Annotated in this window: 18 protein-coding genes and 1 tRNA gene; 1 reads left to right on the forward strand and 18 read right to left on the reverse strand. The window is 38.2% G+C overall.

Translation table 11 applies throughout. The features are described 5' to 3' along the window. Positions 1–168 precede the first annotated feature (168 nt). The 6 genes from RYK12_RS07925 to pbp2a form a co-directional block, all read right to left on the reverse strand. A tRNA-Glu gene (locus RYK12_RS07925) sits at positions 169–240 on the reverse strand. A gap of 88 nt (positions 241–328) precedes the next feature. After that, positions 329–808 (reverse strand): transcriptional regulator, encoded by a 480-nt coding sequence (locus tag RYK12_RS07930; protein WP_084925430.1) that lies wholly within the window; start codon positions 806–808, stop codon positions 329–331. 120 nt (positions 809–928) lie between these two features. Next, complete coding sequence (gene nusG, locus RYK12_RS07935; protein WP_049499248.1) at positions 929–1,465, reverse strand: transcription termination/antitermination protein NusG; 537 nt, start codon at positions 1,463–1,465, stop codon at positions 929–931. A gap of 53 nt (positions 1,466–1,518) precedes the next feature. Then, entirely contained in the window at positions 1,519–1,695 is a 177-nt protein-coding gene (gene secE / locus RYK12_RS07940) for a preprotein translocase subunit SecE (protein WP_001210991.1), read from the reverse strand. A gap of 9 nt (positions 1,696–1,704) precedes the next feature. Next, a complete protein-coding gene (rpmG, locus tag RYK12_RS07945) occupies positions 1,705–1,857 on the reverse strand; it encodes a 50S ribosomal protein L33 (protein ID WP_001809375.1) in 153 nt (50 codons plus the stop codon). A gap of 52 nt (positions 1,858–1,909) precedes the next feature. Continuing rightward, a complete protein-coding gene (pbp2a, locus tag RYK12_RS07950; protein WP_314848336.1) occupies positions 1,910–4,105 on the reverse strand; it encodes a penicillin-binding protein PBP2A in 2,196 nt (731 codons plus the stop codon). Positions 4,106–4,191: 86 nt separating this feature from the next. Between pbp2a and RYK12_RS07955 the strand changes: the two genes are divergently transcribed. Next, positions 4,192–5,067, forward strand: coding sequence for an RluA family pseudouridine synthase (locus RYK12_RS07955; RefSeq protein ID WP_314848338.1), 876 nt, complete (start codon positions 4,192–4,194; stop codon positions 5,065–5,067). A 68-nt stretch (positions 5,068–5,135) separates the two neighbouring features. Here RYK12_RS07955 and gap read toward each other — a convergent pair whose 3' ends face one another. From gap to tkt, 12 genes are all read right to left on the reverse strand, one after another. Beyond that, positions 5,136–6,146, reverse strand: coding sequence for a type I glyceraldehyde-3-phosphate dehydrogenase (gene gap / locus RYK12_RS07960; RefSeq protein ID WP_038804036.1), 1,011 nt, complete (start codon positions 6,144–6,146; stop codon positions 5,136–5,138). Positions 6,147–6,322: 176 nt separating this feature from the next. Then, positions 6,323–7,624: an FtsX-like permease family protein gene (locus RYK12_RS07965; protein WP_314848341.1), complete on the reverse strand. Its 1,302-nt coding sequence runs from the start codon at positions 7,622–7,624 to the stop codon at positions 6,323–6,325. Further along, the gene (locus RYK12_RS07970; protein ID WP_314848342.1) at positions 7,593–8,276 is read right to left on the reverse strand and encodes an ABC transporter ATP-binding protein; all 684 of its coding nucleotides are present in this window, start codon (positions 8,274–8,276) and stop codon (positions 7,593–7,595) included. Before RYK12_RS07970 ends, RYK12_RS07965 begins: the two co-directional genes overlap by 32 nt. Next, on the reverse strand, positions 8,257–9,465 hold the full coding sequence (locus tag RYK12_RS07975; protein WP_084886514.1) for a hypothetical protein: 1,209 nt from the start codon (positions 9,463–9,465) through the stop codon (positions 8,257–8,259). Before RYK12_RS07975 ends, RYK12_RS07970 begins: the two co-directional genes overlap by 20 nt. Before the next feature lie 11 nt (positions 9,466–9,476). Beyond that, positions 9,477–10,061, reverse strand: coding sequence for an ATP-binding cassette domain-containing protein (locus RYK12_RS07980; protein ID WP_125393797.1), 585 nt, complete (start codon positions 10,059–10,061; stop codon positions 9,477–9,479). Positions 10,062–10,450: 389 nt separating this feature from the next. Continuing rightward, positions 10,451–10,741 carry a hypothetical protein gene (locus RYK12_RS07985; RefSeq protein WP_050492331.1) on the reverse strand — a complete coding sequence of 97 codons (291 nt, stop codon included), beginning with the start codon at positions 10,739–10,741 and terminating at the stop codon, positions 10,451–10,453. Positions 10,742–10,896: 155 nt separating this feature from the next. Continuing rightward, positions 10,897–11,817, reverse strand: a complete 921-nt coding sequence (locus tag RYK12_RS07990) for an XRE family transcriptional regulator (protein WP_125443903.1) — start codon at positions 11,815–11,817, stop codon at positions 10,897–10,899. Between the two features lie 122 nt (positions 11,818–11,939). Continuing rightward, the gene (adhE, locus tag RYK12_RS07995; protein ID WP_227326154.1) at positions 11,940–14,591 is read right to left on the reverse strand and encodes a bifunctional acetaldehyde-CoA/alcohol dehydrogenase; all 2,652 of its coding nucleotides are present in this window, start codon (positions 14,589–14,591) and stop codon (positions 11,940–11,942) included. A gap of 299 nt (positions 14,592–14,890) precedes the next feature. Continuing rightward, a complete protein-coding gene (locus RYK12_RS08000; RefSeq protein WP_000429315.1) occupies positions 14,891–15,301 on the reverse strand; it encodes an MORN repeat-containing protein in 411 nt (136 codons plus the stop codon). After that, positions 15,288–15,731 (reverse strand): low molecular weight protein-tyrosine-phosphatase, encoded by a 444-nt coding sequence (locus RYK12_RS08005; RefSeq protein ID WP_314848346.1) that lies wholly within the window; start codon positions 15,729–15,731, stop codon positions 15,288–15,290. The genes RYK12_RS08000 and RYK12_RS08005 overlap by 14 nt, the downstream gene beginning before the upstream one ends. A 46-nt stretch (positions 15,732–15,777) precedes the next feature. Beyond that, positions 15,778–16,077 (reverse strand): preprotein translocase subunit YajC, encoded by a 300-nt coding sequence (gene yajC / locus RYK12_RS08010; RefSeq protein ID WP_004257425.1) that lies wholly within the window; start codon positions 16,075–16,077, stop codon positions 15,778–15,780. Positions 16,078–16,193: 116 nt separating this feature from the next. Beyond that, positions 16,194–18,170 carry a transketolase gene (tkt, locus tag RYK12_RS08015; protein WP_314848347.1) on the reverse strand — a complete coding sequence of 659 codons (1,977 nt, stop codon included), beginning with the start codon at positions 18,168–18,170 and terminating at the stop codon, positions 16,194–16,196. Between the last annotated feature and the right edge of the window lie 98 nt (positions 18,171–18,268).

The following is an 18,268-nucleotide window of genomic DNA, read 5'->3' on the forward strand; positions in this document are numbered from 1 at the left end:
TATAGTGCCCTGCACATTGGTTCGTCTTGTTCAGTTTTCAAAGGTCTTTGTCACTTACTTCTCTCAAGCGACAACTATATTAGTATATCACAGGTGCTTTCGCTTGTCAACACTTTTTTGAAACTTTTTTAATCTTTTTTCATCAAGTGTTCCATCCGCAACATACCATAGTCCGTACGGGATTCGAACCCGTGTTACCGCCGTGAAAAGGCGGTGTCTTAACCCCTTGACCAACGGACCAGAGTTGTTTTCAACTCTTACTATTATACAGACTTTTTCAGACTTGTCAACACCTTTTTCTGTTTTTTTCTTTTTTTTGCATAGCTTCTTACCGAGTACGGATGTCAAACTCTTTAAACACAATACGTAAGTCATTTAGCACTCTTTGACGCCCTCGGAAGCGTTCATGTCTTAAGACGCGCTCTAACTCTTCTTGTTTGTCTTTACTTTGTTTGCTTCTATAATCTCTTAATGTCTCATGAAAGAGATAATACTCATCTAGCCACAGACCTCCCTCACTGATACGATGACTAATCTCACCTACTTCTTCATACGGTTCTTTATCATATCTTCGTTTTTGACTTTCCTGCTTACGGATATAGTCTAGGATTCGATTCCGAAACTTGGTTTTGAAATATTTTCTTAAACGAGGAATATCTTCTGCCAGCTCTTCTTCTCTGCTAATCAATTCATGTAAGCAAATCATGCCCTCTTGGTCCCAATCCGATAGCTCCCATAAATGAAGGTAATATTCATTTCTACACTTATATACAATCCCCTGGACTTCTTCATATAATACTTTAATCATAATGTTCCCCTTTCTAGATACAGTTTAACAAATAAAGAAGATAATTTGATTCATTTCATCCATTCTGTTTCTTACATCGTCTCAACTGCACAAAAAAGAGAGGACAAGCCTCTCTCAGGGTTATAATTCTGCAATTTGATTTAGGTTTACTTCTGCAACTGTGTCATTACCAAACATAGAGATAATCATCTTCACTTTATTGTTATCAATCTCTGTAATCTTACCAGTATAGTCTGCAAAAGCGCCATCAATAATACGTACAGTTTGACCAACTTCAACATCGATATCAAACTCCTGTACGGTTTGCCCCATAGAAATCAAGATATCACGAATTTCTTGTTCCAATAATGGAGTTGGTTTAGATCTATTCCCGTGAGATCCAACGAATCCTGTAACGTTTGGTGTGTTTCGAACAACAAACCAAGCTTCATCTGTCATCACCATTTCTACAAGAACATAACCTGGAAAGCGATTTTCTTCCACTTCTTTTCTCTTTCCATTCTTTTCAACTTGCACTGTTTGTGTTGGAATTTCAACGCGTAGAATATTATCCAACATGTTGTAGGTTTGTGCACGTTGTAATAGATTTTCTTTTACCTTATTTTCATAACCAGAATAAGTTTGTAAAACAAACCACCCTTTATCAAAACTATCCATGATATTTCCTTTCATAATAGAAGATCTCTAGTGTAAATAAGTCCACTAGCCTTCTAAAAAATGTTAATAAATCGAATCAAACCTGAAACAATCAACTGGTCAAAAATGTAAATAATTACTACAAAGAAAGCTGTGTATTCCATGATAGAACGAAAATCTCTCCAGCTTTCCTTGCGAGTTGGCCATGTTGTGTCTTTAAGAAGTCTAAAAATATCTCCAATAAAACGCATCGCTCTCTCCTATCTCGTTTCTCTATGTGTAGTGTACTTACCACAATGTTTACAAAATTTATTTACTTCTAGTCGTGTTGGCTTGGGGTTTCCGCTGATCTTAATTGAATAGTTTCTCGAACCACAAACCGCACAAGCTAGACTTGCTTTTTTTAGTGCCATAACGCCTCCATCTTGTCTATTATAACAAGAAAGCTAGGCTTTGACAAGCATCTTAACGAAATAGATTGACTACCGAATCCCATATCGTTTGAGCCTTTTCCTTAATTTTAGCATCCGAGATAGCACGACTGGCCTCATCTACCAGATTTTGCGCACGACTTCTAATATCAGAAAGGGTATCATCCGTCTGATTCGTTTCATTACTCTGCACTTGATTTCTTGTATTGGCTGGTGCAATTCCATTTTGCTTATAAGCATTTTCAACTGTAAAGGTACTTCCTGGCGTATAAGGTAAAATGGTATTTGCAATGTTTCTAAAGACATGGGCTGCACCGTTTGAAGTAGATCCTGCTAGATAGTGATTTTCATCAGTCGTCGGGAAACCAAGCCAGTGACTAATCACTACATCCGGTGTATAACCAATTACCCACTGGTCACTTGTATATTCTGGATTGAAAACCGCTTCAGTTGTACCAGTTTTTCCTGCCATGACATAATCTGCAGGCGATGAACTAATACCGGTACCGTTGGTGAATGTCCCCAACATCATACTGGTCATCTTATCAGCTACAGACTTATCAATCACCCGTTTTTGTGAATTTTTATGGCTTGCTATAACTTGTCCACTAGCATTTTCAATTCTACTAATAAAATGAGCTTCAGGCATTAAACCTTCATTTGCAAAGGCAGCATATGCTTGAGCCATTTGCAGAGGGTTGGTTTCAACACCACTTCCCAAGGCGACACCAAGAACACGGTCGACCTTTTCCATATTGAGTCCAAATTTTTCTCCTGCCTCAAAAGCCTTATCAACACCCAAATCATTAACAGTGGCAACAGCAGGTAGATTAAGCGATTCTGCCAAGGCTTGATACATAGGAACTTCTCGACTCGTTTTGATCCCTGCATAGTTATCAACCTTATAGCTGTCATACTGCATGGTATGGTTATCCAACTGCTTATTCAAAGCCCAGCCAGCTTCAACTGCAGGCGTATAAACAACTAAAGGCTTAATTGTAGAACCAGGGCTACGTTTTGATTGAGTTGCATAGTTGAAATTCCGGAATCCAGTTTTATCATTGCCAGCAACCTGACCGACAACTCCACGAACTCCCCCTGTTTTCGGTTCGAGAGCTACACTTCCTGATTGAGCAAATGTTCCATCCTCTGCCCTCGGAAATAGCGATGTGTTTTCATAAACAACCTGCATATTTGCTTGGTAATTTTGGTCCAGCTCTGTGTAAATGCGGTAGCCATTATTGACAATCTCTTCCTCTGTTAGATTATACTTGGAAACAGCTTCATTAACAACCGCGTCAAAATAAGAGGGGTAGCGGTAATCCGAAATTTTTCCTTCATACTTATCTTGTAATTGCGAAGTCATATCAACTTCAACAGCTTCGGTTTCTTGATTTTTATCAATATATCCTGCTGCAACCATATTCTGCAAGACAGTATCGCGCCGATTGGTAGAATCTTCTACAGAATTCAAAGGATTATACAGTTCCGGCCCCTTTAGCATTCCTGCCAGAGTCGCAGCTTGATCCAGACTCACTTCTGACGCAGAAACTCCAAAGTATTTCTTACTCGCATCTTCTACACCCCACACACCATTTCCAAAATAAGCATTGTTAAGGTACATGGTTAAAATTTGATCCTTACTATATTTTTTGGTTAATTCTAAAGCCAGGAAAAATTCTTTCGCTTTTCTCTCAACAGTTTGATCCTGAGACAAATAGGCGTTTTTAGCCAGCTGTTGGGTAATAGTAGAACCACCACCTGAACGTCCAGCAGTTACAATAGCCAAGAAGAAACGCCCATAGTTAATCCCGTCGTTTTTATAGAAAGAACGATCTTCTGTCGCAATAACAGCATTCTGCAAGTTTTTATTGATGTCAGTCAATTCAACATAAGTTCCTTTTTGACCAGACAAGGCACCTGCCTCCTTTTCTTCACGGTCAAAAATGATAGTCCGAGTTTTCAAGGCATTTTGCAAATCGTTAACATTGGTTGACTTGGCTACAGCAAACAAATAGGTTCCAACTAGTAAGCCTGCGCTCAACCCCAGTATAATAACAATCTTTGTTAGATGATAGCGACGCCAGAATTTTCGAATTGGACCTACTTGGGCTAATTTTTTTCGATCACTACGAGAGCGACGTAAGCTAGTAGAATCAGAATCCTCTGATTCACTTGTTTCTTTTTTAAAAAGAGAAAGAAATTTCTCAAATAATTTATCTAATTTCATGCGTTTATTTTATCATCTTCATCATGGGAAGACAAGAATTTAGCTATTTTCTATCCAAATAGGGCTTTTTTTGTTACAATATCTGTATGAAATTCACATTTACATTACCAGACTCTCTACCTCAAATGACGGTAAAGCAATTACTTGAGGAACAACTCCTCATCCCTAGAAAAATCCGTCATTTTTTGAGAATCAAGAAACACATTTTGATTAATCAGCGAGAAGTTCATTGGAACGAGACGGTAAATCCTGGAGATGTTTGCCAATTGGCTTTTGACGAGGAAGATTATCCCGAAAAAGAAATTCCTTGGGGCAACCCAAACCTCATTCAGGAAGTTTATCAAGATCAACACTTAGTTATTGTGAACAAACCAGAGGGGATGAAAACGCATGGTAATCAGCCAAACGAAACCGCCCTTCTTAACCATGTCAGTGCCTACGTCGGCCAGACCTGTTATGTCGTTCATCGTCTGGACATGGAAACCAGTGGTTTGGTTCTCTTTGCTAAAAATCCTTTTATCCTGCCTATTCTCAATCGCTTACTGGAGAAAAAAGAGATTTCCAGGGAATATTGGGCACTTGTTGATGGAAATATCAGCAGCAAAGAGCTTGTTTTCAGGGACAAAATTGGACGTGATCGTCATGATCGTAGAAAAAGAATAGTTGATGCAAAAAATGGGCAATATGCTGAAACGCATGTAAGCAGATTAAAGCAATTTCCAAACAAAACAGCTCTTGTCCGTTGCAAACTAAAGACAGGTCGAACCCATCAAATCCGTGTACACCTTGCTCATCATAACTTCCCTATCCTAGGTGACCCTCTCTATAATAGTAAATCAAAATCAAGTCGGCTTTTGCTTCACGCCTTTCGACTTTCCTTTACTCATCCACTCACCTTAGAAAAATTGAGTTTTACTGCCCTCTCGAACACTTTTGAAACAGAATTAAAAAAGAATGGATGATTGTGTCATCCATTTTTCCATATAAGAAAAGCAAGACCAAGAGGCCTTGCTTTTTATCAACTCAAGAATTATTTAGCGATTTTTGCGAAGTATTCAAGAGTACGTACAAGTTGTGCAGTGTATGACATTTCGTTGTCGTACCATGATACAACTTTAACCAATTGTTTACCGTCAACGTCAAGAACTTTAGTTTGAGTTGCGTCAAACAATGAACCGTAAGACATACCTACGATATCTGAAGATACGATTGGATCTTCTGTGTAACCGTATGATTCGTTTGAAGCTGCTTTCATAGCTGCGTTCACTTCATCAACAGTAACGTTCTTTTCAAGAACTGCTACCAATTCAGTAACTGATCCAGTTGGAGTTGGAACGCGTTGTGCAGATCCGTCAAGTTTACCGTTCAATTCTGGGATTACAAGACCGATAGCTTTTGCAGCACCAGTTGAGTTAGGAACGATGTTTGCAGCACCAGCGCGAGCACGGCGAAGGTCACCACCACGGTGTGGTCCGTCAAGGATCATTTGGTCACCAGTGTAAGCGTGGATAGTAGTCATCAATCCTTCAACAACACCAAAGTTGTCTTGAAGAGCTTTAGCCATAGGAGCCAAGCAGTTTGTAGTACATGAAGCACCTGAGATAACTGTTTCAGTACCGTCAAGAACGTCATGGTTAGTGTTGAATACAACTGTTTTAACGTCGTTTCCACCAGGAGCAGTAATAACAACTTTCTTAGCACCACCAGCGTGCAAGTGTTTTTCAGCAGCTGCTTTCTTAGCAAAGAAACCAGTAGCTTCAAGAACGATTTCTACACCATCGTTAGCCCAGTCGATTTGTTCTGGATCACGTTCAGCAGAAACTTTAACGAATTTACCGTTAACTTCAAATCCACCTTCTCTAACTTCAACAGTACCGTCGAAACGACCTTGAGTTGTGTCGTATTTCAACAAGTGTGCAAGCATAACTGGATCCGTAAGGTCGTTGATGCGTGTAACTTCAACACCTTCTACGTTTTGGATACGACGGAAAGCAAGACGACCGATACGTCCGAAACCGTTAATACCAACTTTAACTACCATTAGTGATTTCCTCCTTATGAAAATCATGAAAATTTTATTGTGAAAAGAGTAACTTGAATCACTACAAATCACCTTTCAACAAACCTATTATATAACTATTTAAGTTTAATTGCAAGTACGGGCATTGTTTTTCTATGTTAGTTTCTTTTTCAGGCTATAAATCAAGAACTTCCTTACTATTCATATCGTAGCGATTCTACAGGATCCATTTTACTAATTTTACGTGCTGGGAAGTAGGCTGAGACATAACCAAGTAATAGAGCAAAAGCTAGAGTTCCTAAAATAGATAGAAGATTTAATTCAAAAACCTTCGTGATGGATGGGTAAAAGTGACTTACAATCGCATTCGCCAAACTTCCCACCCCTTGTGCAACCAAAAAGGCCAGCAGCAAGGCGATTCCTACAATCCAGATAGCCTCGTAAATAAAAATTCCTTTGACATCACGATTTTGATAACCAACTGCCTTCATGACACCTATTTCCTTAGAACGTTGCATGATATTGATGTAAATAATGATACCAATCATGACCGCTGCTACCACAATAGCTTGTGATGAAAGCACAATCAACAATCCCTGAATGACACGAATAAAGGTAATCACAATATCAAGAACCTTCTGTTGAGAAAGAACCGTATACTTCTTATTTTTCTGTAATTCTTCTGTTACCGTTTTTGTCTGTGATGGATCTTTGAGTTCCAAGATAAAATAAGATACAGCTTTTGTAAATCCAGCCTCTTTCAAAATCGTTTCCATTTGATTAGACGGCATGAAACTGTTGCTGTCCTCCATGTCATCTTCATCATTGATTACACGCACAATCTTCGTTTGAAATTGAGCAGTCTTGCTAGCTTCGGCAGCATTTTCCACAATACTTGCTGAGACTGATTTGCCAATAACATCACTAGCTGTCAGATTGTTTCCTGTCTGTTCATTCCAATTTTTTAGTAAACTGATTGGAATCGTTAATCCCTGTTCATTTGTATCAGTATAGAGGGAACCGGCTAATACTTTGTCCGCCTCATTACTACTAACAGAAATACTTGTATCCTCATAGAGACTCACTACCTGAGCATAAGAAGGCATCGTTTGACTCAGATCCATTTCTTGCCCATCTATAGTAATATTTGACATGGTCATCCCAAAAGGACTCTCCAAATATTTAATAGCTTCTTTTCCAACTGTATCCGTGATATAGTTCTTATCATCTTGGTTCAAAAAGCCTCGTCCAGCATTTTCTGTATTTAAAGCAATCTGAACTTGAGAAGGGATTTGACCTCCATTCGTATTTTCATCAATCATCGAAATCAAAGCATTTCCCAAGCCGAAAGAAATTAAGACTCCTACAAAACCGATTGAGGTTGCTAGCGCAATCAATAGGTTACGCCACTTTCTTTCCAGAAAGTTATTTAAAGAAAGTTTGAATTTATTTTTCAATGATAATCCTTTATTTTTTGACTTCTTCAACGACTTCACCATCCTTCATTTTGATAATCACATCTGCATATTCGGCAACCTCTGGATTATGGGTTACAATCAGTACTGTTTTCCCTGTTTGGGCTAAATTTTTAAATACTTCCAATACCATTTCTTGGGATTGAGAATCCAGCGAACCCGTTGGCTCATCTGCTACAATCATATCAGGCTGATTTACCAAGGCACGCGCGATTGCTACACGTTGCTTTTGCCCGCCAGAAAGCTGTTTAACATTTTTAGCCATAAAAGGCTCCATTCCTAAGCTACTTAATTGCTCCTTTGCAATCATTGTCATCTCCCTGTCAGATAAATCTTTGACATAGAGAGGTAGCTTGACATTGTCCAAGACAGATTGATGAGGAATGAGGTTAAAGTTTTGAAACACAAATCCAATCTTATCTTTACGAAATTGAGTTAGTTCAATCTCTGATAAGCCACGGAGGGATTCCCCTTTAAATTCTAAAACTCCTTCATATTGTCTATCTAGACCACTGATGATGTTTAGCAAGCTAGTTTTGCCACAGCCTGACGGCCCGTAAATCGCTGTAATTTTACCTTTTGCGATTTGCAGGTTTATATTCTTTAAAGCCTGTTCTTGATGTTTACCGTCCAAAGTGTAAAACTTTGAAATATTTTTAATGGATAAAATGGACATGATTATCTCCTTTAATTACTTTTGACAACATATATCGATATAAACTACAATAAATAATACTGATATAAACTATATTTAACAATATCAAGCCCCATAAACCAAATAGTTTAATTTGATTGAATAATAAGCAAACCATAACTGGTACGAAGCGAATAATGTACAACGTTATCCTTGTATTTATAGGAATTGAAAAAGCATCTAATTCTTTCGCATTCTTGAAATGATACTTTCTAAATATAATTATCTCTAACATTTGTATCCCTTGGCATAAAAAATATGCTAGAGAAACTCCGAAAAGAAATAGGGAAATATCTATAAAGCCGTACCCCAGATAATTTAAAAAGAAATATAGCGAGATCGACGGAATTAAGATACTAATAAGATTTAAAGACCAAATTCTTTTTTTTATAAACTTATTAAGATTGACCCCCACAGCCTTCAGATAAGGGAAGTCCTTATTTAAAGTAAGAAAATAAAAATTTATCCCTTTATTGCTAAAAAATACTGTCCCTGAAAATAAAGCTGTATTCAATATCATCGCTTTATTCGAGATATCAATTCCTAAAAAATCTGGCAAAACCAACCACATGAACATAAACATAAAAGTTGAAGATACAGGTATAGTCATCGCTTTAAACACCGTCAAACCATCAACGACAGATAATAAATAGGTCATACTGAACGATTTTTTAAACCTTGGCCTAACATACCTGATTTTCGGTATAAAAAATATACTATTAAGTAAAAAAACAAGTAGGCACGCAAATATTCCTAAAGAAATATCATAGAAAAAAATAACTACTAAGATGGGGGAAACTAGAATTAAATTCTTTAAAAATACTATATTCCAAAATTCTCTCCCTGTGACATTGAAAAATATCCTCATTGTACTCTCTGTTTTAGTTTTTAAAACATAAATATTTTCATAAATTATTCCTAATAACAAAATTGCAGGAACAAGTATTTTTACTAATTCAAAGTATGATAGGATACCCCAAATTTGATTTTCACTTAATAGCTTATAAACTTCTTGTTTAGCAAAACAAAATATAAAAATCAAACTAACAGATGAAAAAAAATATTTGTAGGTTGATTGAAGCAACGATAATTCCTTGACATTATTCGAATCATTCCAGTATCCCTGTCGAGATAGGAATAATAGAGTAATAGAATAATAAAACTTTTCCATATAACTTTCCTCTACAAAGAAATAATCTGATCAACTGTCGGTAAAATTTCTTGCCTCTCGTGACTTACAATAATGAAGTGCTTGCCTAGATTTATCTTTTGCTCCATCAAGTGAAGCAGATTTTCAACCGAAATTTGATCTAAACCTGATAAAGGTTCATCCATAACATACAAGTCCGAATCCAATAAAAACGCTGCTATAAGCATTACTTTTTTCTTTTCTCCTAATGACAATGATTGAATTGTTTGTGTCATTAATTTCTCATTCAAATAAAATTGTTCTCGTAATTCTCTTAACCGTTCTTCGAACAAATTTGTTTCAATAAAAAATTGTTTCTGTAAAAATTCGAATAATAAATTAGGAGATAAACCAATGAAATAGTTGTCCGAAGAATCTGGAACATAGCTAACTTTTTCTTCAGAAATCAATGAGCCAGAATATGGTTGAACAATTCCTAGTAATACTTTCAATAATGTTGACTTTCCTGCACCATTTTTTCCAGTAATCAGTGTCAGACCTGAATTTGAAGTATCAAAAGAAATATTGTTAAACAGTATCCTGCTATTTATCCTATACGAAATGTTCTCTACTTTCATTTTTTCTCCTTTTATATTATAATTAAAATAGTTGATAGTTATGTCTATAATCTTTTTGAGAATGCCCATTTTCAAACTGAGACATAACTATCAATTATTTTTTTATATTAATTTCTAATTTTACTAATATTTTATGTAAAAATCGACTCTGTTCTATTAATTTCTAAACTAGAACCACTGTTTAACCCAGCCCCAAATTGCTGTTAAAATCCAGTCAATAATAATCCATCTGATAATTCTCCATACGAAGCTCCACATAATAATTCCTCCTATTTACTAAACCATTGTTGAACCCAGCCCCAAATAGCTGTCCACATTAAATTAATCAAAATCCATTTTACTATTTTCCATACCCAACGCCACATATTTTATTTCTCCTTTTTAAATTTCTATTTTAATTTTCTAAAAAAATCAAAATCTCTAAATGTTCTATTACACTCCAACGTCATATCAAGTCCCTCATTTACTTCTCGTACAATAATAAGTGCATTATTTGCTATACCGACTAATGGATAGACTTTTAATATCTGGGGTTTTATTGTAATCAAATCCAATAAATAGCCGTTAACTCTTATTTCCACTTGAAGAAGAGTTGATAGCGTTTGTCGAATGAGCAGTACATCTCCAACTTCTGACATGCTAGGCAATAAAACATTATTTATTCGTTCAAATTCTAGCATATCAAACCTCTAAACTCAGCCCCACCACCCACCAATGATAAGTAGCAAAAACAACATCTTAACCATAGCAAATCCCTTTCTTATTTATTTACAAATTCATTTTAACAAAAAAGCGACATTTCTCCAATGACAGAAATGTCACTCCTATAAACTCTTTAACGATATCTTTCTAGATCCTCGGCCCATTCATTATCTAAACTAACGAGTAACTTCCCATTGCCAAACATCCTTGCCATCATTTTTGCTTCTTCATACTTTTGTTTGGCTGTATCATAATCCATCTGAATATAATATTTCCACTCCACCATCAAGACAATCGGTTGTTTTTGAAAATCTCGTGTTTTTTGCCCTATTTTATTTAAGGTCTCGACTGCCCTCTTAAAATAATGAAGCAACCCCATAACCTCTATACAAGTTAAAGAAGCTAACAAGGAGTCTCTAAGTAAGTCCAAACAATCGAACTCTATCTTATCAACCTGAGAACTTAATTTGTCATGAAAATAAAGAATAGTTTCATGATCAGACTTTTTTATCTCACCCTCGTTTAAACCATCCATTAACTGACAAAGAAAATACAGTCTCAATTTCAACAATTCCTCAGCCTTATATACATCTCTGGATAGTAAGTCTTGAAGACTGTCCTCAATCACACCACTTCCGTATAAAGAATTACTAGTCGCTCTCACTGCATCTATTGCCTGAAGGCAGTCCACTATCATCTTCTCATCACGGGGCAGGTCATCATAAAAACACTCAAAAATCTCATCAAAATATTCTTCCTTTTGTTCTTGCAACTCCTTGTCTCCATAGTCAGGGTGATGTAAAAGAAAGTACTTTAATTCTTGGTAGCGTTTAGGCAATTCCTTATAATCTGGCATCAAGACATAGGACGGAATTTCTAATCTATCTGCAATATATTCTAGTGTTTTTATAGTCGGTCGAAATTCTCCTTTTTCTATCCGCACCAGCTGACGCACTGATAGTTCAGACTCATCCCCGCAAAAAACTGGACGACTAAGTCCTTTCTCCTCTCTTAAAAGTCGCACTTTATCCCCTAACTCATTTATCTTGTTCATTTGCCCCTCGCATGATTATTAAAGGTTTGATTTTCAAATAAATATATGCGATGATTATACCATTTTTCAAATAGAATTACAAAAAAGAGACAGGATTTCTCCTGCCTCTAGGCTGATAACAATTATTTACGGCGTCCTGGTCTTTCTTTGTAACCATAGTAAGAATCTTCGATGATTTCTTGCATATGGTCAACCATTGGAAGACGTGGGTTAGCTGGTGAACATTGATCTTCATAAGCAAGGAAGGCCAATTCACGAGAATGTTCTTTCCATTCTTTTTCATCGATTCCTTGTGCTTTGAAGTTCATTTGGATACCTACGCGCTCACCAAGTTCGTAGACAGCTTTTGCATAAGATTCCACACCTTCTTCTGGAGTAGAAGCTGGAAGGCCAAGCATACGTGCGATATCTTGGTATTTTTCATCTGCACGGTAGTAGTTGTACTTAGGCCATGTTGCTGTCTTAGCTGGACGTGTACCGTTGTAGCGGATGACGTATGGAAGCAAGATAGCATTTGTACGACCGTGGATTGTGTGGAATTGCGCACCAATCTTATGAGCCATTGAGTGAGAAATCCCTAGGAAGGCATTGGCAAAGGCCATACCAGCGATTGTTGAAGCGTTATGCATTTTCTCACGTGAGTGGAAGTCTGCATTCTTAACTGAGCTTTCAAGGTTTTCGAATACAAGTTTGATAGCTTGAAGTGCAAGACCATCAGTGTAGTCACTAGCCATTTGTGATACGTAAGCTTCAGTCGCGTGGGTCAATACGTCCATACCAGTGTCCGCAGCTACAAATCCAGGAACTGTCAATACCAAAGCAGGGTCTACGATTGCCACAGTTGGTGTCAATGAGTAGTCAGCGATTGGATATTTACGGTTGTTTGCTTTATCAGAGATAACAGCAAATGGTGTTACTTCAGATCCTGTACCAGATGTAGTTGGGATAGCGATGAATTTAGTCTTCTTACCAAGCAATGGGAACTTGAAGGCGCGTTTACGGATATCCATGAATTTTTGTACAAGGTCACGGAAGTCCACTTCTGGTTGCTCGTAGAAGAGCCACATTACTTTAGCAGCATCCATTGGTGAACCACCACCGAGAGCGATGATTGTATCTGGTTTGAAGGCGCGCATGATTTCAGTACCACGGTTTACAGTTGTGATATCTGGATCTGGTTCTACATCAGCAAAGATTTGGTAAACAACCTTATTGCGACGAAGGTCAAGTTGTTCGATGATACGATCAAGGAAACCAAGCTCTACCATGGCATGGTCAGTAACAATCATGACACGTTCAACGTCACGACATTTTTGAAGGTATTGAATTGAATCACGTTCAAAGTATGTTTTTGAAGGAAGTTTCATCCATTGCATGTTATTTCTCCGTCTTCCGACTTTTTTGATATTCAAGAGGTTAATGGCACTAACGTTATCCCCAACTGAGTTACGTCCGTAAGAACCACATCCGAGTGTCAATGATGGCAAGAAGGCATTGTAAACGTCCCCGATACCACCGAAAGTAGAAGGTGAGTTACAGATAACACGAATAGCTTTAACAGCTTTACCAAATTCTTTAGTCAATTCTTCATCAGCTGTGTGGATGGCTGCTGAGTGCCCAAGACCGTTAAATTCAACCATTTGACGAGCTTTGGCAATACCATCTTCACGGCTTTCAGATTTCAAAACTGCGATAACTGGTGACAATTTTTCACGAGTCAATGGCTCATTTTCACCAACTTCTTTACATTCTGCAGCAAGAATGTTTGTTCCTTCTGGAACTGTAAATCCAGCTTGTTCAGCAATCCAAGTTGCTGGCTTACCAACGATGTCAGCGTTCAATTTCGCACCAGCACAGTTTTTGCTGTTTGCTTTCACGCCGAAGCAGAATTCTTCAAGAAGTGCTTTTTCTTTTTTGTTTACAAAGTAAGTGTGATAAGATTTGAACTCTGCTACAAATTCATCGTAAATCTCTTTATCAATGATAACCGCTTGTTCTGAAGCACAGACCATACCGTTGTCAAATGATTTAGACATGACGATATCGTGTGCAGCCTGGCGGATGTTAGCTGATTTTTCAACATAAGCTGGAACGTTTCCGGCACCTACCCCAAGAGCTGGTTTACCACATGAGTAAGCCGCTTTAACCATGGCATTACCACCTGTTGCAAGGATTGTTGCAATACCTTCGTGGTTCATAAGCGCACTAGTTGCTTCCATAGATGGTTCAGTAATCCACTGTACACAGTTTTCAGGAGCACCTGCTTTAATCGCAGCATCACGAACGATTTGAGCTGCGTGAGCTGATGATTCTTGAGCTGATGGGTGGAAGGCAAAGACGATTGGATTACGTGTCTTCAATGAAATCAATGCCTTAAAGATTGCTGTTGATGTCGGGTTTGTTGTAGGGGTGATACCACAGACAACACCGACCGGTTCAGCGATGAGGGTCAATCCTGTTACATCGTCTTCTTCGATAACGCCAACTGTTTTAGTGTGACGCATATTGTTTACTACGTGTTCACAAGCAAACAAGTTCTTAGTTGCTTTATCTTCAAATACACCACGTCCTGTTTCTTCAAAGGCATGTAAAGCCAATTCTCCGTGGGCATCCAAAGCTGCCACTGACGCTTTAGCTACGATGTAGTCGACCTGATCTTGGTCGAGTTTACGCATTTCTTCAAGAGCAACTAAAGCTTTTTGCACCAAGCCATCGACATGCTTTTCAGCAGCGAGTTTCTTTTCCTCTGGTGTCACAGTTTTTTTATCAGCCATATTTTCCTCCATAGCTTTCAAGGATTGATATCCTTTGTTAATTTTTTCACAAGTTTATTATAACGCATTATTTTAACTTTGTAAACAGTTTCATAAACATTTCACAAAGAATTCTTTACTGTTTGTGAAATTTTTCTCATTTTCTTTATTTATCAAGTTTTTTCTTTAGAGTTTGTGAAATTAATTTCCAATATTTTTTATTTCACAAGCTTGATTGGAAGAGGGACTTGGAAATAGATAGATTTTCTAGTAAGCGCTTACTTTATAATTCTAATAATACCTCCTTTGATAAGGAGGCTTTATTTTTGTTGAAAAACGCCTTGTTTAAAAGTCCCTTCATAAACGACTTCTTGTTCTGTTGTTAGTTTCCCTTTTCCTTCAGCCTGACCATTTACAAAATCACCTTCGTAGGTCCAGCCTTCTTTAGATTGAAAGGTACCTTTTCCGTTGAAAGCTCCATTGTTGAAACCACCTGTATATTGGTCTCCATTTTGGAAGGTGATGGTTCCTTGGCCATTCATTTTACCACGGACAAGACTACCGTCGTAAACAATGGTTCCATTATCAAGCTTTAGAACACCTTTTCCGGGAATATTTAGAAAAAAGACGAGCAGAGCACAAAAAACAATGGCAACTACTGCTAAAAGCTCTAAACGTGGACGAGTCAGATAGACACGATACTTTTCGTAAAAATTCTTAAGATTTTCCACCTTCACTCTCCTTTTCTAAACGTTCTAACCAAGCTTGACAACCCTCTTGAACACGTCGATAGGTTTCCTCAAAATCTCCTGTATACCAAGGATCTGGAACACTTTCAGATGCGAATGAGTAAATCTTATCTTTACAGTCTGCTGGACACATCTGACGTAAGTCAGAAACATTTGAAGCATCCATACCGATAATATAATCAAAGGCTTCAAAATCTTCCTTACTAATCTGAAGCGATGTCTTGCCTTTTTCATAAGGAATCTCATACTGTTGAAAAATCCCTTGAGTTCCCTTATGAATCGGATTACCATGTTCCCAAGAGGAAGTCGCTCGACTTTGGATTTCATAATTATCTGTCATTGATTTCATAACAAACTCGGCCATAGGGCTGCGACAAATATTCCCCAAACAGACAAAGACTAGTTTTTTCATCCCATTTCCTTTCTTTTATAGAAAAACGGGAGTTAGTAATCCCGTCTTATTTTTCAATTGCGCCTTCTAGTGAAGCTGTTTCTTTCAGCGGTAATACGGTCTTGATAGCAGCTAGTTCAAAAGTCAAGTAAACCCCATCTACATCAAGAACAATCGTTCTCTTCTCAGTATCTACTTCATCGACTGTTCCGTAAAGTCCACCGATTGTAATCACTTCATAGCCTTTTTGCAGTTTATTTAAGCTTTCCATACGTTTTTGTGCTTGTTTCTTTTGAGAGCGTTGCATAAAGAACATCAAGGCAAACATCGCTACAAGCATAATTAAAAATGTATAATTTGGATTCATTGTATTCTCCTTTGTCTTTTACATAGGACTACTATATCAAATTTCAGCTACTTTTACAAGATTGTACCTTGCTTTTCTAGTAAGAAAAATCAGAGCTTGCGCCCTGATTTTTAGGATTATTTCAAGTTTTGAACGACTTTTACTAGATTTTCTACAGTAAAGCCATATTCTGCCAATACTTTTGGTGCTGGGGCAGAGGCTCCGAAGGTATCAATACCAAGAACAGCACCATCTAGTCCAACATATTTGTACCAGTTTTGACTTGCACCCATTTCGACTGCAACACGACGGCGAACTGCATTTGGAAGGATTTCTTCCTTGTAAGCTGCATCTTGTTTATCAAAGACATCTGTAGATGGCATGCTGACTACGCGGACTTTTGCACCTTGACTAGCCAATTCTTTGGCAGCTGAGACAGCAAGATTAACCTCTGAACCTGTCGCAATCAAGATGGTATCAAAGTCTGCTGCATTTTCATAGACAACATAGGCACCTTTTGCAACCTTGTCGAAGTCTGTTCCTTCTTCAACAGTCAAGTTTTGACGTGTCAAGACAAGGGCAGTTGGTGTTTTTTCGCTTGTCACTGCAAGGTACCAAGCTGCTTGCGTTTCACGCGCATCTGCTGGACGGAAAACATTCAGATTTGGCATGGCACGAAGACCTGCTAAATGCTCAACTGGTTCGTGAGTCGGACCGTCTTCCCCAACCGCAATAGAATCGTGGGTAAAGACATAAGTCACAGGAAGTCCTTGTAAGGCTGACAAGCGAACAGCTGCCTTCACATAGTCAGAGAAGACGAAGAAAGTTCCACCGTATACACGAAGTCCACCGTGAAGGGCCATCCCGTTCAAGATAGTTCCCATGGCAAATTCACGAACACCAAACTGAATGTTACGGTTCAAGCGATTGGTATCATCTTGAAGTCCATCAGTCTTGATATAAGTCATGTTTGAGTGAGCTAGGTCAGCTGATCCACCTAAGAAGGTTGGTAACTTAGCTGCCACAACGTTCAAAGCATCCTGACTCGAGTTACGAGTTGCTTGAGAGAAGCCATTTTCTAAGGCTGGGAAGTCTGCTGGAGTCACTTCAACTGGATCGCGCCCTTCGATAATTGCTTCCAATTCTGCAGCCAATTCTGGATGCGCTTCTTTGTAATCTGCGACTAGTTTTGCCCATGCTTCATAAGCTGATGCACCACGGTCTGCAACATTTTCTTTGAAATCAGCATAAACTTGTTCTGGAATTTCAAATGGTTCGTAGTCCCAACCAAGAGCTTGACGAGTTGCTGCAGTTTCATCTGCTCCAAGAGGAGCACCGTGTACGGCATTAGTTCCCTGTTTGTTTGGAGAACCGTATCCAATAACAGTCTTCACTTCAATCAAAGATGGCTTACCTGAAGCTTTAGCTGTTTCGATAGCAGCATGGATATCTTCCAAGTCTGTTCCGTCTTCAACCAAGGCAGTATGCCAACCGTAGGCATTGTAACGGTCACGAACACTTTCTGTAAAGGAATCTTTTGTCTCACCATCCAAGTTGATGTCATTTGAATCATAAAGAACAACCAACTTGTCCAGTTTTTGCAAACCTGCGTATGAAGCCGCCTCGCTTGAGACACCTTCCATCAAGTCTCCGTCTCCACAGATAACGTAAGTATAGTGGTCAAAGATATTGTAGCCTTCGCGGTTATATTTGGCTGCCAAGAAACGTTCTGCTTGGGCAAAACCAGTAGCAGTTGAAATTCCTTGCCCTAGAGGACCTGTCGTAGCATCAATCCCTGCTGTATGGCCAAATTCTGGGTGACCTGGTGTTTTTGAACCCCATTGACGGAAGCTCTTAATCTCATCCATGCTAACATCTTCAAAACCAGAAAGGTGAAGAAGGGCATAAAGGAGCATTGAACCATGACCTGCTGAAAGAATAAAGCGGTCGCGGTTAATCCAGTTTGGTTGAGCTGGATTGATACGAAGTTGTTTTGTAAAGAGGCTGTAAGCCATCGGAGCTGCTCCCATAACCACACCTGGGTGACCTGAGTTGGCTTTGTTGATGGCGTCAATACCTAGGAAACGAATTGCATTAACAGATAGATTTGACATAGAATTTCCTTTCTATTTGAGGTGATTACTGAATCACACATTCTATTTTACTATTATATGAAAAAATAGATAGAATAGCAATTAAACAATTCGACGCT

This window comes from uncultured Streptococcus sp. (assembly GCF_963518475.1).
Taxonomy (GTDB): domain Bacteria; phylum Bacillota; class Bacilli; order Lactobacillales; family Streptococcaceae; genus Streptococcus.

Excerpts from the sequence above, each read along its gene's own strand:
- RYK12_RS07930 (WP_084925430.1), bottom strand. The coding sequence starts at position 808 with ATGATTAAAGTATTATATGAAGAAGTCCAGGGGATTGTATATAAGTGT.
- nusG (WP_049499248.1), bottom strand. The coding sequence starts at position 1,465 with ATGGATAGTTTTGATAAAGGGTGGTTTGTTTTACAAACTTATTCTGGT.
- secE (WP_001210991.1), bottom strand. The coding sequence starts at position 1,695 with ATGCGTTTTATTGGAGATATTTTTAGACTTCTTAAAGACACAACATGG.
- rpmG (WP_001809375.1), bottom strand. The coding sequence starts at position 1,857 with ATGGCACTAAAAAAAGCAAGTCTAGCTTGTGCGGTTTGTGGTTCGAGA.
- pbp2a (WP_314848336.1), bottom strand. The coding sequence starts at position 4,105 with ATGAAATTAGATAAATTATTTGAGAAATTTCTTTCTCTTTTTAAAAAA.
- RYK12_RS07955 (WP_314848338.1), top strand. The coding sequence starts at position 4,192 with ATGAAATTCACATTTACATTACCAGACTCTCTACCTCAAATGACGGTA.
- gap (WP_038804036.1), bottom strand. The coding sequence starts at position 6,146 with ATGGTAGTTAAAGTTGGTATTAACGGTTTCGGACGTATCGGTCGTCTT.
- RYK12_RS07965 (WP_314848341.1), bottom strand. The coding sequence starts at position 7,624 with ATGGTGAAGTCGTTGAAGAAGTCAAAAAATAAAGGATTATCATTGAAA.
- RYK12_RS07970 (WP_314848342.1), bottom strand. The coding sequence starts at position 8,276 with ATGTCCATTTTATCCATTAAAAATATTTCAAAGTTTTACACTTTGGAC.
- RYK12_RS07975 (WP_084886514.1), bottom strand. The coding sequence starts at position 9,465 with ATGGAAAAGTTTTATTATTCTATTACTCTATTATTCCTATCTCGACAG.
- RYK12_RS07980 (WP_125393797.1), bottom strand. The coding sequence starts at position 10,061 with ATGAAAGTAGAGAACATTTCGTATAGGATAAATAGCAGGATACTGTTT.
- RYK12_RS07985 (WP_050492331.1), bottom strand. The coding sequence starts at position 10,741 with ATGCTAGAATTTGAACGAATAAATAATGTTTTATTGCCTAGCATGTCA.
- RYK12_RS07990 (WP_125443903.1), bottom strand. The coding sequence starts at position 11,817 with ATGAACAAGATAAATGAGTTAGGGGATAAAGTGCGACTTTTAAGAGAG.
- adhE (WP_227326154.1), bottom strand. The coding sequence starts at position 14,591 with ATGGCTGATAAAAAAACTGTGACACCAGAGGAAAAGAAACTCGCTGCT.
- RYK12_RS08005 (WP_314848346.1), bottom strand. The coding sequence starts at position 15,731 with ATGAAAAAACTAGTCTTTGTCTGTTTGGGGAATATTTGTCGCAGCCCT.
- yajC (WP_004257425.1), bottom strand. The coding sequence starts at position 16,077 with ATGAATCCAAATTATACATTTTTAATTATGCTTGTAGCGATGTTTGCC.
- tkt (WP_314848347.1), bottom strand. The coding sequence starts at position 18,170 with ATGTCAAATCTATCTGTTAATGCAATTCGTTTCCTAGGTATTGACGCC.